The organism is Jiangella endophytica (assembly GCF_003427025.1).
Classification (GTDB): domain Bacteria; phylum Actinomycetota; class Actinomycetes; order Jiangellales; family Jiangellaceae; genus Jiangella; species Jiangella endophytica.
On record NZ_QVAI01000008.1, the window covers coordinates 208,726 to 223,552 of the forward strand.

11 protein-coding genes are annotated in these 14,827 nt (G+C 73.4%); 4 read left to right on the plus strand and 7 right to left on the minus strand.

Annotated features, from left to right (window positions below; all coding sequences use genetic code 11):
* Positions 1 to 934: 934 nt before the first annotated feature.
* The 5 genes from DZA62_RS18010 to DZA62_RS18030 form a co-directional block, all read right to left on the minus strand.
* Positions 935 to 2,170, minus strand: coding sequence for a low temperature requirement protein A (locus DZA62_RS18010; RefSeq protein WP_116950287.1), 1,236 nt, complete (start codon positions 2,168 to 2,170; stop codon positions 935 to 937).
* Between the two features lie 47 nt (positions 2,171 to 2,217).
* Positions 2,218 to 3,363 carry a hypothetical protein gene (locus DZA62_RS18015; RefSeq protein WP_116950288.1) on the minus strand — a complete coding sequence of 382 codons (1,146 nt, stop codon included), beginning with the start codon at positions 3,361 to 3,363 and terminating at the stop codon, positions 2,218 to 2,220.
* A 1-nt stretch (position 3,364) separates the two neighbouring features.
* On the minus strand, positions 3,365 to 3,697 hold the full coding sequence (locus tag DZA62_RS18020; RefSeq protein WP_116950289.1) for a PepSY domain-containing protein: 333 nt from the start codon (positions 3,695 to 3,697) through the stop codon (positions 3,365 to 3,367).
* A gap of 76 nt (positions 3,698 to 3,773) precedes the next feature.
* Positions 3,774 to 5,021, minus strand: coding sequence for a sensor histidine kinase (locus DZA62_RS18025; protein ID WP_198663906.1), 1,248 nt, complete (start codon positions 5,019 to 5,021; stop codon positions 3,774 to 3,776).
* Between the two features lie 94 nt (positions 5,022 to 5,115).
* Positions 5,116 to 5,823 carry a response regulator transcription factor gene (locus DZA62_RS18030; RefSeq protein ID WP_116950290.1) on the minus strand — a complete coding sequence of 236 codons (708 nt, stop codon included), beginning with the start codon at positions 5,821 to 5,823 and terminating at the stop codon, positions 5,116 to 5,118.
* A gap of 299 nt (positions 5,824 to 6,122) precedes the next feature.
* Here DZA62_RS18030 and DZA62_RS18035 point away from each other — a divergent pair, with 299 nt between their 5' ends.
* From DZA62_RS18035 to DZA62_RS18050, 4 genes are all read left to right on the plus strand, one after another.
* Complete coding sequence (locus DZA62_RS18035) at positions 6,123 to 7,253, plus strand: HupE/UreJ family protein (RefSeq protein WP_157987743.1); 1,131 nt, start codon at positions 6,123 to 6,125, stop codon at positions 7,251 to 7,253.
* A gap of 23 nt (positions 7,254 to 7,276) precedes the next feature.
* Positions 7,277 to 12,049, plus strand: coding sequence for an outer membrane protein assembly factor BamB family protein (locus tag DZA62_RS18040; protein WP_157987744.1), 4,773 nt, complete (start codon positions 7,277 to 7,279; stop codon positions 12,047 to 12,049).
* Positions 12,050 to 12,239: 190 nt separating this feature from the next.
* Complete coding sequence (locus tag DZA62_RS35785; RefSeq protein WP_157987745.1) at positions 12,240 to 12,689, plus strand: hypothetical protein; 450 nt, start codon at positions 12,240 to 12,242, stop codon at positions 12,687 to 12,689.
* Positions 12,662 to 13,414 carry a sortase domain-containing protein gene (locus tag DZA62_RS18050; protein WP_157987746.1) on the plus strand — a complete coding sequence of 251 codons (753 nt, stop codon included), beginning with the start codon at positions 12,662 to 12,664 and terminating at the stop codon, positions 13,412 to 13,414. Before DZA62_RS35785 ends, DZA62_RS18050 begins: the two co-directional genes overlap by 28 nt.
* On the opposite strand, the gene DZA62_RS18055 is transcribed toward DZA62_RS18050, so the two are convergent.
* Complete coding sequence (locus DZA62_RS18055; protein WP_198663907.1) at positions 13,375 to 13,965, minus strand: GNAT family N-acetyltransferase; 591 nt, start codon at positions 13,963 to 13,965, stop codon at positions 13,375 to 13,377. The genes DZA62_RS18050 and DZA62_RS18055 overlap by 40 nt on opposite strands.
* A 260-nt stretch (positions 13,966 to 14,225) precedes the next feature.
* Positions 14,226 to 14,801, minus strand: coding sequence for a TetR/AcrR family transcriptional regulator (locus tag DZA62_RS18060; RefSeq protein WP_198663908.1), 576 nt, complete (start codon positions 14,799 to 14,801; stop codon positions 14,226 to 14,228).
* Positions 14,802 to 14,827: the final 26 nt, after the last annotated feature.

Here is a 14,827-nt window from a genome sequence, read left to right on the forward strand (position 1 = left end):
GTTGTCGGGTGTGGCGGTCGTTGGTGGGCGTGGAGCGGACGTCTCGCTCTGGAGGTCGGCGCGCTGGCGTCCGTCGCTCGGGTGTCGGCTGGGTTGGCTGTGGTTCCCGGGCCTCGTGGTGCCCGGCGTGGCAGGTGTGGTGTCCACGGAGTGAGATTTTCCGGCGATTCGGGGGCCATGCCTAGGACTGTGTTCGCTCTGCGAGGCATGCATGCCTGGTGGAGCGTGAGCACACCTGCTGAACGTGATCATTTCCAGCTCGGTTGGCCAGGGGACGGCGGTTGTGTGGGGCCACGGGTCGGCGGGCGGGCCTGGATCACGCCAGCGGAGCCCGAGGTGTGTCCAGACTCGCCCCGTCCCCCTGATAGCTGCCAGGTTCTTGGCCGCGGAATCGCGGGTCAAGCGGTCATCGTCGGCGCGAAGCGCCCGTCAGTCCGCTGGAGGCGCGGTTGCGCGGCCAAGAACATGGGCAGCAGGGGGACGGCGAACGGCACGAACCCAACACACGTCCGCCTGGCCCACGAAACGCCGGCCCACCAGCAGGCCGAACCGACGGAGCGGATCGAGCCGACGGCCGATCGAGCGAGTTCAGCGAACCGAGGGGCCGACCGACCAGCCGACCCAGGTCGAGGCGCACCCCGACCACGCCGGCCGCGTTGACCGGGCGAACGCGCAGTCGGCAGGCAACGCGGCAGAGCCGGCACACGGATGCCCGGGAACCAGAAGCCGACCCAGGTCAGGGCGCACCCCGACCACTCCGATCGCGTTGACCAGACACACCCGACGCCGCCCGGCCAACACCAAGCCAGTCCGGCGAACGCGAAGCCGCCCGACGAACCCGACGCCGCCCCGGCAACACCGAGTCAGCCGAGCGGCCGCGCGCGCACCGACCGGCCGACCCCGGCCGGTGAGTACGCCCGCCAGGCCGAACGGGTCAGGGAGTGTCCGGGACCACGCCGGTCGGGGACTCTTCGGGCCCGATCTCGCGCGCCGTCCGCCGGTATTCCAGCGCCGACAGCGCACCGAGCACGACCAGCGCGAACGCCGACGTCGCCAGGCCGCTGGCGCCGGCCATGACGGGCACGCCGGCGAGCAGGACGACCACCGCGACGAGCCAGGGCCAGCCGATCCGGTGACCGACGCGGACGGCGCAGGCGATCAGCCCGACCAGGAACAGCGCGGGCCCGCCGAGCACGGCCAGCGCGCCGGTCACCTCCATCTCGTACCCCGGGTGCGCGACCACGAGCTCGTCGCCCACGGCCATGAGGACGATGCCGGCGACGATCGGGATGTGGAGGTAGGTGAAGATGTCGCGGCCGAGCGTGCCGACGTCGTCGCTGGTGCTGCGGCCGATGCGCCGGGTGATCACCGGTGAGGCGCCGGAGAAGTACAGCCACCACAGCGCGACCGAGCCGAGGAAGGCCAGGCCCAGCGCCACCCCGGTCCGGGCGTCCATCTCCGTGTCGGACGCCGTGACGCCGGTCAGCACGATGCTCTCGCCCAGCGCGATGATCACGAACAGCTGGAACCGCTCGGAGAAGTGGTGACCGTCGATCGCCCACTGACTCATCGGGGTACTGCCCACGACGGGCAGCCAGTACCGGGCCAGCGGCGCGGCGAAGTCGAGCGCCAGCGCGATCAGCCAGAGCGGCCAGCGCGCGTCCTCGACCAGGCCGCCGGCCACCCAGAACGGCGCGGACAGGACGGACCAGGCGAGGATCTGGCGGAAGTTCTGGTGGAACGCTCCCGGCGGTGTCGCGAGGACGACGAACAGGTTGCGGCCGATCTGCAGCACGGCGTAGCTGCACGCGAACAGCAGCGCCAGGTCGCCGAAGCCGCGCGGGACGGCCACCGCCATCAGCAGGCTGGCCAGCATGACGAAGGTCAGCACCAGCCGCACCGGCGCGGTCTCGGGGTCGAACCAGTTCGCCATCCAGGTCGTGTAGTTCCACGCCCAGTAGATCGCCAGGAGCATGAACGCCGTCTGGGCCGCGCCCTCCCAGCTCAGGTGGGTGGCCAGCAGGTGGTGCGAGAGCTGCGTGACGGCGAAGACGTACACCAGGTCGAAGAACAGCTCGAAGAAGGTGGCCCGCTGTTCCTGACCGGACCGCCGCATGATCCGCGACTGCGGGATGAGGGTGTCCCGGCCGTCGCGTGTCGCATCGGACATGTGCCGGAGCGTAGTACCGGCGGCGACCGGCCGCGACGGGAGTTCGCTCAGCGCGTCACCGCGCCGCGGTCGCGGATCGCCGCGATGGTCGCCGTGTCGGACCGTTGCCCGGCCACGTCCCCGGCCGCCGTGTCGATCGCCAGTTGCCGGGCGACGACGTCCAGCCGGGCGCCGTCGACCTCGGCCGGCGGGCGGTAGGCCAGGGTGAGGTCGAGGACCGCGGTCGCGGTGTCGACGGCCGCCTGCCTGACGGCTTCGGTGTCGCCGGCGCCGGCCGCGTCGGACAGCCCGCCGAGGGCGGCGTCCAGCTCGCCGGCCAGGGCGGGCGGCGCGGTGTCGTCGGGCCGGTCCCGCCAGGCGGCCGTCATCGCGTCGACCCGGCCACCGACGGCGGCACCGGTACCGGCGTCGGCGAAGACGCGTGCGGCGCCGTCGGCGAGCTCCGTCAGCACGGCCGGCACCGCACCGGGTGTCCCGTCGGTGGGCACGGCGATGGCGACCTGGACGCGCTCGTCGGAGGCCTCGGAGCGGAACTCCCCGTACCCGGGCGCGAAGACCTTGTGCTCGATGGAGTCGTCCTCCTGCCGTTCCTCGGTGCCGATCGCGCCGTGCACCGGGCCGCGCGGCCCGTCGGCCGTCACGTCGTCGTCCTGGACGGTGGTCTCCTCGAACACCAGGCCGGGGATGTTCTCGGACCGGTACACGTCGCCCGTTCGCGGATGGGCCGGCATGATCAGGCCACCCGGTCCGTCGCGGCCGGCCCGCCAGCTGCCCTCGTGGTCGGCGACGACGCCGTCCTGGTAGTTGTCGACGTCCTCGCCGAGGTACCAGACGCCGCCGCTGTCGTCCTGCGCGTAGTAGTCGTGGGTGACCTCCAGGATGCGCCCGTCCCGGTACGCGACGTACTGCGACACGACGGCCTCGATCCGGCGGCCGTCCCAGGTGATCGTCTGCGTCCGCGGCAAGGTGGTGACCTCGACGCGCAGCGGCTCGCCCTCCTCCTGGCCCAGCTGGAGCGCCTGGTCGCCCACCACGAGCGGGAACAGCGGGTTCGTGACGGCCGCCGGCCGGGAGAAGGACGGTGCCGCGGTGTCGACTCGCTGGGCGGCGGTGTCGCCGGTGTTCTGGCTCGCGTCGCAACCGGCGAGCACGAGGCCCACGGCCAGGACGGCGACACCCGGGCGCGCGTGCATGTCAGTCGCCGCCGGCTCCCTCGGACTCGCCGCCCGCGCCGTCGGACTCGTCGCTCAGCACGGCGAAGTCCTTGTCCAGGTGGACGTCGACCTGCGTGCCGTCGTCGAGCGTGACCTCGACCTCGTAGAAGCCCTCCTCGTCGCCGATCTCGGTGTCGGTGACGGTGCCGCCGCCGGTGTGCTCGAGAGCGGCCGCGCTGGCCCGCTGCAGTGCGTCGCCGGTGATGGGCTCCTCGCTGTCGTGGTTCGCGGCCGCGACGCCCATCGTGGCGACGGCCCCGGCCACCGCCACCGCGGCCGCACCGGCGCCGATCCACGCCTTCGTGTGCTTCATCGTCTCGTTCCTCTCCGGAATCCGTCGTGACGAGACGAGCCTGCACCCCGGTCGCTGAACCGGCGCTGAACGAGCGTCAGCCGGCCGGCAGGCGGACGACGACCCGGGCGCCGCCGCCCGCGGACTCCCCCACCTCCACCTCGCCGCCATGGGCCCGGACCAGCTCGTCGACGATGGCCAGTCCCAGGCCGGCGCCCCCGGCATCGCGGTCGCGGGCTTCGTCGAGACGGACGAAACGACGCAGGACGCGCTCACGGTCGGCCGGCGCGATGCCGGGGCCGTCGTCCTCGACGGCGAGGGTGACGGTGCCGTCGCGCGAGCCCACCGACAGGGCGACGGTGCCGCCGGCGTGACGGGCGGCGTTGTCGCCGAGGTTGCGCAGCACGCGCCGCAGCGCGGTCGCGTCGCCGGTCACCCGGGCCGCGGACACGCCGGTGGTGTCGACGGTGACGGCGCCGGCCGCGCGCAGCCGCGCCGCCTCCTCCAGCACGAGGTCGTCGAGGTCGACGGGGTGCTCGGCCGGCCGCAGCCGGTGCTCGTCGGCGCGGGCGAGCAGGAGCAGGTCCTCGACCAGGCGCTGCACCCGCAGGTCCTCGGCCAGCACGGTGCCGGCCAGGTCGGGCACGGTGATGCGGTCCGGGTGGGCGAGCGCGACCTCGGCGTGCTGACGGATCGACGCCACGGGCGAGCGCAGCTCGTGCGAGGCGTCGGAGACGAACTGGCGCTGCCGCGTCTGCGCCTCCTCCAGCCGGTCCAGCATGCGGTTCATGGTGCGCGCCAGCCGGGCGATCTCGTCCTGTCCGCGGGGGTCGGGAACCCGCCGGTGCAGCTCAGCGGCGGAGATCTCGTCGACCTCGGCCCGGACCGCCTCGACCGGCGCGAGCGCCCGGCCCGTCGTCCACCAGGTCGTCACCGCCACGATGCCGAGCAGCACCGGCAGGCCGAGGCCCAGCAGCCGGGTCACCACCCCGGTCGCGTCGGCGACGTCGTCGGTCGACTGGCCGGCCACGACCGTGCGATCGCCGGAGCGCACCGCGACGGCCAGCATGTCCTCGCCGGGGACGACGTCGACCCGCGTGGTGTCTCCGGGCCGCACGTCGACGGCGTCGGCGCCGGCCACGTTGGAGGTGGCCGCGACGACCCGCCCGCCGGCGTCGATCACCTGCACGAACCCGTCGTCGTCCTCGACCGGGTGCGGGTCGGCGGCATCGACCGACGCCGCCCGGGACCGGGCCGCGTCGGCCACCTGCTCGAGCAGCGCCGAGCGCATGACGACCACCAGGGCGACGCCACCGAGCAGCAGTGCCAGGCCGACGACGACCACCGCCCCGACCGTCGTGCGCAGCCGGACCGAACTCCGGCGGCCGGAGCGGGCCGGTCCGTGGTGACGTCCCGCCCGGATGGGGTGGGAGCCCACCCTACGGGCGGGCACCGACAGGCCCTCTCGACACGCCGCCGTCGGCGGCCATCCGGTAGCCGGCGCCCCGCACCGTCTCGATGCTCTGGCGACCGAACGGGCGGTCCAGCTTCGTGCGCAGGTGTCCGACGTAGACCTCGACGATGTTGGGGTCGCCGTCGAACGCCTCGTCCCACACGTGTCGCAGGATCTCCGTCTTCGACAGCACCTCGCCGCGCCGGCGCAGCAGGAGCTCCAGCACGGAGAACTCCCGAGCGGTCAGCTCCACCTCCTGGTCGCCGCGCCAGGCGCGCCGCGAGCCGGGGTCGGCCCGCAGGTCACCCGCCTCCAGGACGACCGGCCGTTCCCGCAGGTCGCGACGGAGCAGCGCATGCAGTCGCGCGACCAGCACGTGATGCGAGAACGGCTTGGTGAGGTAGTCGTCGGCGCCGGTGTCGAGGGCCTCGACCTCGTCCCATTCGCCGTCCTTGGCGGTGAGCACCAGGATCGGCGTCCAGACGCCGCGCTCCCGCAGCCGCGCGCAGACCTGGTAGCCGTTGAGACCGGGCAGCAGCAGGTCGAGCACGATCGCGTCGTACGGATGCTCGGCGGCGGACCAGAGCCCGTCGGTGCCGGAGTGGGCGACGTCGACGGCGAACCCCTCGGCCTCGAGGCCGGCCCGGATCCCGTCGGCCAGCCGCCGCTCGTCCTCGACCACCAGGACGCGCATCGCGTCACCTCCGGTCCCGACCCTGCGGCGACGCACCTGAACGCCCGCTGAACGCCGACGACGGCGACCCGCTCGCCGCCGCGGCGACCGCGGCCACCCGCACCGTCCGGCGCAGCCCCATACGCCCCATCTTGCGCTTCCCGCGACCCGGTCGCACCCCTGGAGCCGGGCAGTCGACGCCCTGTCGTAGCCGGTGCGAACCCTGGGCGAACAACGGGCGACGACCATTGCCGCCGGGAACTCCGGCGAATCAGGGTGATCCCGGCGGAATGCCGGATCCCCGGGACCGGAAGGTGCGCATGGCGACGAGTCGGGTGGTGCGCGCGGCCGTGGCCGGCGTCGTCGCGGTCCTCGCGCTGCTGCCGGCCGCCGCGCCCGCGCTCGCACACGTGCGCACCAGCGACGGCTGGTCGCAGATCCGCGCCGACGGCGACCGCGTCGGCTACCGGCTCGGCCTGGAGTACGAGATCCTCGCCCGCGCCATCGGCATGGGCGCCGACGCGATCGAGGCGCCCGACGACGGCGGCCGACGGGCCGAGCTGGACGAGCACCACGACCTGATCGAGACCTATCTGGCCGGCCGGGTCCTGGTCTTCGCCGACGAGGTCGAGTGCACGATGACGCTCGAGGAGTCCGGCGTCCAGCAGCAGCCGGCCACCGACGCCACCGCTGAGGACGTCCCCTACGCCGTGCTGTACCTGAGCTACGACTGCCACGGCACGGCGTCGGGGCGGTACGTCGTCGACTACTCCGTCTTCTCCGGGGCCGGCTCGGACGCCGTCGTCGACGACCACACGACGACGGTCGACTACGACCTCGGCGGCGAGCGCGGCCGGGTCGTGCTGGACGGCGCGCACCCCCGGTTCAGCGCCGGCGAACAGTCGTTCGGCGACTCCGCGCTGCGTTCCGTGGGCCTCGGCGCGGACCGGGTGCTCACCGGCCTGGATCATGCGCTGTTCGTGGCCGCGCTGGCGGTCGGCGCGACGAGCCTCGGCCGGCTGGCCCGCGGTGTCGCCGCGTACGCCGTCACCAGCAGCGCCGGCCTGCTGGCCGCCGTCGCCGGCTGGGTGAGCCCGCCGGAACAGGTGGTCGGCGCCCTGGTCGCGCTGTCCGTCGTCTACGTCGCCGCGACGAACGTCGTCGGCCCGGAGTCGCGCTGGCGACTGCCGGTGGTCGCCGCCGCCGGGCTGCTGCACGGGCTCGCGTTCGCCGGCGAGCTGCGCTTCGACGACGACCTCGGCTGGGACCTCGTGACGTCGTACGCGGGCTTCAACCTCGGCATCGAGCTCGGCACCGCCGCCTTGGCCGCCGGGCTGTTCGCGCTGGCCACCGCCGCCCGGCGGTACGCGTGGTTCTCGCTGGCCCACGTCGTCGCGGCCGCCGCGGCCGTCGTGACCGGGCTGGCGTGGTTCCTCCACCGGCTGCTGTGACCCCCTCAGTGAATGGAGACGAAGTGAGATCGCTCAGCGTCATTGCCCGCTGGCGCGCTCGGTCGCCCGATGCGCCCACGGCCGCTCGACTCTCCCCGGAGGCGCTCGGCCGCTACCGCCGGGCCGTCTACGCGTCGCTGGCCCTGCTGGCCGGGGTCGCCCTCATCGGCCCGGTCGCCACCGTGGTCGCGGAGACGATCGCCGCATCGGCCGCGCAGGTCAGCGGCGTGGTGTTCGACGACGCCAACGGCAACGGCCGGCAGGACGCCGGCGAGCCCGGCGTCGCGGGCGTGAGCGTGTCCGACGGCGCCGCCATGGTCGAGACCGACGAGCAGGGCCGCTACGAGTTGGAGGTGGACACCCAGCGGCGGCTCAGCGACATGGTGTTCATCACCCAGCCGTCGGGCTACGTGGTGGGCACCGACGAGTTCATGACGCCGCGGTTCTACCAGAACTTCGGCCAGGTCGCGGCGGGCGCGACCCGGACGGCGCACTTCGCGCTGCGGCGCGACCCGGGCAGTCGGGGCTCGACGTTCTCGTTCGCGAACATCGCCGACCCGCACGTCAACCCGCAGCTGCCGGAGCAGATCCACGAGATCAACTCCACCTCGAACGACATCCCGTTCATCGCCGTCAGCGGCGACCTCACGAACAACGCGACCGACGCGGAGTTCACCGCCTACAAGGCCGCGACCGCCGGCTCCGACGTCCCGGTGTGGCCCGCGGTGGGCAACCACGAGTACTTCTCCGGCGGCGGCACCGGCTACGCCGCCCGCATCGACAACTACCGGCGCCACGTCGGCCCCGAGTGGTACTCCTTCGACTACGGCAACCGGCACTTCCTGGTGCTCGAGAACAACGGCCAGGCGCCGTTCGACGAGCAGCTCAGCTGGATCCGCCGCGACCTCGAGGCCAACGTCGGCGACAAGGAGTTGATCGTCCTCGCGCACCAGCCGATGAACGTGCCGTTCGGCTCGCCGTCGCAGTACGACCGGTACGGCGACCTGTTCGACCAGTACGGGGCCGAGCTGATGCTGGTCGGCCACGAACACTCCAACGACGCCGAGCCGAACAGCGAGTTCGCGCCGTCGGCGAAGCACATCCAGACCGTCTCGATGTCGTACACGATCGACAACGCGCCGCGCGGCTTCCGGTTCATCCACCTGCGCGGCGAGACCTTCGAGAACCCGTTCCGGATGTTCGGTGTGGACCAGGCGCTGACGATCACCAGCCCGGCGCCGGGCAGCGAGGTCGGCGCCGACGGCAACCGCACCGGCTTCCCGGACATCCAGGTCAACGCGTACGACACCGCCGACGAGGTGGTCCGGGTCCGGTACCGCATCGACAACGGGTCGTGGCGCAGCCTGAAGCCGTCCGGCGAGCTGACCTGGCACACGGAGTTCGCCGGCCGTGCGCCGGCGCCGGGCGCGCACACCATCGAGGTGGAGGCCGTCAGCGAGGGCGGCGAGCGCTGGGCCGAGTCGGCCGACTTCACGATGACGACCGAGCCGCTGGTCACGCCGATCGCCGGCGCCGACTGGACGCAGCACCACGGCGACTCGGGCCACTCGGGCGTCGCGGCCGACGTCGTCGACGCCGGGCTGGAGCTGGCGTGGAGCTACCGGACGCCGGGAACGTTCCTCACCGGCTCCCCGGTCGTCGCGGACGGCGTCGTCTACGCCGGCACCCGCGACGAGAACGGCGACGGCAACGCCGCGCTGCACGCCGTCGACCTGGTCACCGGCGAGCAACTCTGGGAGTACCCGGTGCCGTCGTCGATCGTCGGCACCCCGGCGATCCTCGGCGACACGGTGTTCGTCGGCACGCTGCGAGCTCAGCTGTTCGCCGTCGACCGCTCGACCGGCGAGCTGGTCTGGCAGCGCGACACCGAGCCCGGCCAGGGCGAGTTCAACCAGCGCGCCTACGGCTACTACTCCCCCGCCGTCGCCGACGGCAAGGTCTACTGGGCCTACCAGACCCGCTACGGGGCGGCGAGCCAGGGCCTGCTCGTCGCGCTCGACCCGGCGGACGGCAGCCAGCTCTGGGCCTCGCCGATGGCCGGCGCGACGATGAGCGACGGCACCCCGGCGATCGCCGACGGACAGGTCTTCGTCGGCAGCCAGACCGCCGACCAGGTGCTCGCCTTCGACGCCGAGACCGGCGTGCGCCAGTGGCAGTCGTCGGCGGTGCTCGGCGGCTGGCAGGACGGCATCCCCGCGGCCGCCGACGGCCGGGTCTTCATCGGCTCGAACAACGGCATCATCGCCCGCGACGCCGCTACCGGCCGCGATCTGTGGAGCTACCGCAGCCCGCACGCGTCCCGGGTCTCCAGCGGCGCCACGCCGTCGGCTCCGGCCATCGACGGCGAGATCGTCTACATGGGCTTCCCGAGCGGTGCGGTGACGGCACTCGACGCCCGGACCGGCGCGGTGCTGTGGGACCGGCTGCTGCCGGGCGGCACCTACACCGGCGGAGTGCTGTCCTCGCCCGTGGTCAGCGGCGAGACCCTGTTCGTCGGCGCCAACAACGGCTTCTTCTACGCGCTGGACAGCGTGACGGGGCAGCCGCTGTGGCAGTACGAGATCGGCACCTGGGTCGGCTCCGGCCCGGCGGTCAGCGGCAACACCGTCGTCGCCGGCGCCTGGGACGGCAACCTCTACGCGTTCACGCCGGGCGGCGAGGCCGCGGCCCGCTGGGCCCGGGTGACCGGCACGGTGACGGACGACACGACCGGTGCGCCGATCGCCGACGCCCGGGTGGTCGCAACCAGCGGCGGCCAGTCGCTGTCCACGACCACCGACTCGGAGGGGCGCTACGTCCTCGGCCTCGCACCCGGCGACTACACGCTGTCGACGGCGAAGCGGGCGTTCCTGCCCACCGACGGCTCGAGCACCCCGGTCACCGTCGGCGCCACCGGCACGCAGACCGCGAACCTCGAGCTCGTCGAGGTGACCGGGCCGACGGCCGGCACGTCCACGGTCGTGCCGGACTACGGCTCGGGCAGCCCGCGCACCGACGCGGTCGCCGGCCAGCCGTACCACTTCACGATGAACGAGCGGATCCAGGCGACGATCTCGTCGCAAGCCTCCGCCAACAACCAGCCCGGCACGCTCGCCAAGGGCAGCCTCGGCGACCTCTTCCTGCTCGACGGCACCGCGCAGGAGACGCTGGACTGGAGCGAGATCATGCTGTCGCGGACGGCCGGCGGCCCCGGCACCCCGGACTGGAACCGTCCGAACGACTGGCTGAACATCACCGACATCGGCACCGACGGTGACGCCGTCGTCGCCTCCGGGTCGGCGAAGATCGACAGCAACCTCAGGACGACGCTGCGCTACCGCGCCCTCGGCGACGCGCCGGTCGTCAAGATCACGCTGGAGGTCGAGAACACCGGGTCGGCGGACTTCACCGGGTACTTCCAGTACCTGCTCGACCCCGACAGCGCGCAGGACGTCGCGTACGTGCCGGGCATCGGCCGCAACGACCCCGGCTACGTCACCTCCGGCTGGACCGGCAACTTCGCCTACGTCGGCTCCACCACCGTGCGGCAGGTCCCGGCGCACGGCCTGGCCTGGCTGGAGGACGAGCCGTACGCCATCAGCGGCTTCGGTTACGTCACCGGCACCTGGTTCGACGCGAGCGTCGGCGCCGGCGACACGAAGACGATCAGCTGGTACCACATCACCGACTACCCGGGAGCCGGGCACTTCTCCTCGAACATCGCCGCGTGGGCCGACCAGCTCGACCTGCTCGACGACGAGGTGGCCGACAGGTCCCGCGCGGGCGGCACGGTGACCCGGTCCGACACCGGCGCCCCGGCCGCGGGGGTGCTGGTCGAGGCGCTGAACGCCGGTGGCACCGTCGTCGGCTCGGCCCGGACGGCCGCCGACGGCAGCTACCTGATGGCGCTGGACCCGGGCGGCTACACGCTGCGGGTGGCGACGCTCGGCTACGCGACGGCGACGGTCGCCGCCGACGTCGTCGAGGGCGGGACGGCCACGGCGAACATCGCGCTGAGCCCGGTGAGCGTCCTGGCCCGTACCGGCCGGCAGATCTCCGGCGGAATCGTCGAGGGCGGCCCGCAGGACGTCGTCATGGAGAACGGCAAGCTCGCCATCACCATCGCCAAGGTGTTCGACGACGGCCAGCTGCCGGGTTCCACGGTCGGCAAGCCGGTCGACCTCGCCGTCAGCGGCCGGGCCGACCAGCTGGACTGGCTGAACCTGCCGTACATCGTCGACGACCAGCCCACCGGCACCGAGGCCTGGCAGCAGACCACGGTCCGCAACAGCGACGTCGAGATCGTCCAGGCGACCGGCGACTCGGCGATCGTCCGCACCACCGGGACGTCGTCGGCGCACCCCGGCGTGACCGTCGAGACGACGTACACGATCCGCCCCGGCGAGGAGTGGGTGCGGGCCTCGACCGTGTTCCGGAACACCGGGTCGTCGGACCTCGATGTGTGGGTCGGCGACGCGATGGACTGGGACGGCGCCGGGCAGCGGCACGGCGTGGCCGGGCACCCGGTCATCACGACGCCGTACGAGAGCCCCGCCGAGTACGTCCCGGCCGGGCGGTGGATCGGCGGGGCCGGCACCGACCCGCAGACGTACGGCCTGATCTACGCGGGCGACGACGAGTTCACCGCGTACGGCAACGGGAACTGGATCATGAGCCGGTTCCCGGTCGAGATCCCGGCCGGCGGGAGCTACACGCTGGACCGCCGGGTCGTCGCGGTCGCCAACGGCGGCGCGGCGAACCCGTTCGCGGTGCTCGACCAGCTGGCCGCGCGCTGACGGTCGCCCACTCGTCCCCGTCGTCCGGCTCCTCGCCGGGCGGCGGGGACGGCGTCGTTTCATGAGAGATCGCGGGCCGGCGATGAGGTCTTGATGAGAACGCTCTCAACAACGTCGTTCTGGCTGGAGTCCGGACGCTGACCAGGACAGATTGAGGTCGGGAAGTTCACCGACACGAAGGAGTCCAGCCATGCGTTCCAGCAGGATCAGCTTCGCCGCGGCGCTCGCCGCGGCCGCCGGACTGACCGGCGCCGGCGTCGCGCTCGCCACCCCGGCGACGGCGGCCGTCGACGCCGTGGCCGTCTCGGCCGACGACGACGCCGGAGACGACGACGGCGATGACGACGGGGGCGACGACGGCGATGACGACGGGGGCGACGACGGGGACGACGACGGCGGCCAGGCCCCGAGCGGCGGCGTGAACACCGGCGTCACCGCCGGTGACGACGACGGGGACGACGACGGCTCCGGCGACGACGGGGATGACGACGGCGGCCAGGCCCCGAGCGGTGGCGTCGACACGGGCGCGGGCGCCACGGCGGCCGGCGACACCGGCTGGCTGGCGCCGGGCGCGCTGGTCGGGCTGGCGACGGTCGGCGGCGCGGGTCTGCTGTGGCGCCGGTTCCGGACCGAGAGCTGACCGGCACCCCGGCCGATCGTGGTGGCCGCCGGCCCGGGCGGGCGGCGGCCACCGCGGCGCTGGCCGTCCTGCTGGCGGCCGCCTGCGGCGGTGACCGCGATCCGTCCGGTGCGGGTGCCGCCGACCCGCGCGGCGTCGTGTCCGGCACTCCGGCCGGCGACCCGGCCACCGACCCGGCCAGGACCCCGTCCGGGGACCCGCCCATCGACCCACCGCTGGGCGCGCCGGGCGGCACGTCCACCCCGTCCGTCACACCGCGACCCGCGCCGGCCGCGGCGCCGGAGCTGGCCGACCCGGTCGCGGTCGCGGTGCCGGCCGCCGGCATCGACACGAACGTCGTCGCGATCGCCGTCGACGGCGACAACGTCCTCGTCCCGCCCCCGTACGGCGACGCCGGCTGGTGGCAGGCGGGGCCGGAGCCGGGCGAGAACGGCGCGGCGGTGATCGCCGGCCATCTGGACAACCGCGACGGCCCGGACGTGTTCTTCCGGCTCCGCGAGGTCGCGCCGGGCGACGAGATCGTCGTCAGCCGCGCCGACGGCGGCACGTCCGTGTTCCGCGTGGTCGACGTCGGGCAGTACTCACAGGACGACTTCCCGACCGAGGCCGTCTACGGTGGCCCGGACGACCGGCAGCTGCTGCGGCTGATCACCTGCGGCGGCGAGTACGACCGCGAACTGGGCCGCTACCGCGACAACGTCGTGGTCTTCGCCGAGGCGGCGTGAGGCCGGGACCACTCGGCGGCCAGCACGGCGTAGAGCAGGGAGTCGCGCCAGGCGCCGTTGGTGAAGACGTTCTCGCGCATGCGGCCCTCGCGCACCAGCCCGAGCCGCTCGGCGACGGCGATCGAGGCGGCGTTGTCCGGCCCGATCGCCGCGCTGACGCGGTGCAGCCCGAGCGGTCCGAACGCGAGGTCCAGCAGCGCGGCGGCGGCCTCGGTGGCGTAGCCGTGGTTCCAGTGCTCGGCCGCGATCAGGTAGCCGAGCTTGCCCGCTCGCACGTCGGCCAGCCCCAGCCGCGCGAACCCGATCGGCACGTCGTCGCCGTCGCGCAGTGTGATGGCCAGGTAGTACTCGACCCGCGGCCGATCGGCGGCCTGCGCGACGACGGTGCGCAGCATGCCGGCCGCCCGAACGCGATCCAACGAGTCGAACGCCAGCGTCCGGGTCAGGCGATCGTCGCTGACCAACGCGTACAGCCCGTCGATGTCGTCGTCGCGGAAGTCACGCAGCCGCAGCCGCCGCGTGGTGAGCACCATCTCGTCGTCCGTCGTCACCGCCGGCCTCCTGGGGGTTTCGTCCCATTCTGACCGATCCGCGAACTTTCGGCGCACCGAACCTCACCCACCCCACCAACCCCACGAGAAGTTGATCTTGGAGTAATGGGGAATTGCTGCCCGATTTGCCCGATAGATACCCCCACAACTCCAAGATCAACTTCGCCGGGGCGGACGGGGCGGGGCGGGCACACGGGCCGGGGCGGGCACACGGGGCGGGGCGGGCGCACGGGCCGGGGCGGGCGAACGGCGGGGCGGGGTCAGCGGGGCGGCAGGGTCGCCGCGTACATGGCGACGAATCGCTCCATCGCGGCGTCGACACCGGCACGGTCGCCGGTGGCGAGGAGGTCCAGCAGCAGCCCGCGGGCGACCGCCACGCCGAGCCGGGCCTGCGGCCGGGCGACCTCCGGCGGAACGCCGGCCTGCTCCATGGACGCGCCCAGCGCCGTCACCCAGGTCTCGACGATGCCGTCGAGTAGCGGCAGCGCCGCCGGGTCGCCCTGCAGGGCGCGGCCGTACAGCTCGAAGAACAGCCGCTCGTGCGGCCACAGCTCCGGGTCGGCGAGCCGGGACCAGAACCGCCGCGCCGTGTCGATCGGGTCGTCCTCGGCGGCGGTCAGCTCGGCCAGCAGTTCCCGCTGCCGGTCCTCCATGCTCCGCACGACCTCGACGAACAGGCCTTCCTTGGAGCCGAAGTGGTAGATCAGCATGCGGTGGCTGGTGCCGAGCGCGGCGGCGATCTGCCGCAGGCTGCGCTCCCCCACCCCGTTCGCCGCGACGTACTCGACCGCCGCACGCAACAGCCGCTCGCGGCCGCCACCACCCGCCTCCGTCATGCCCCAGATCTTACCTGTACCATTTG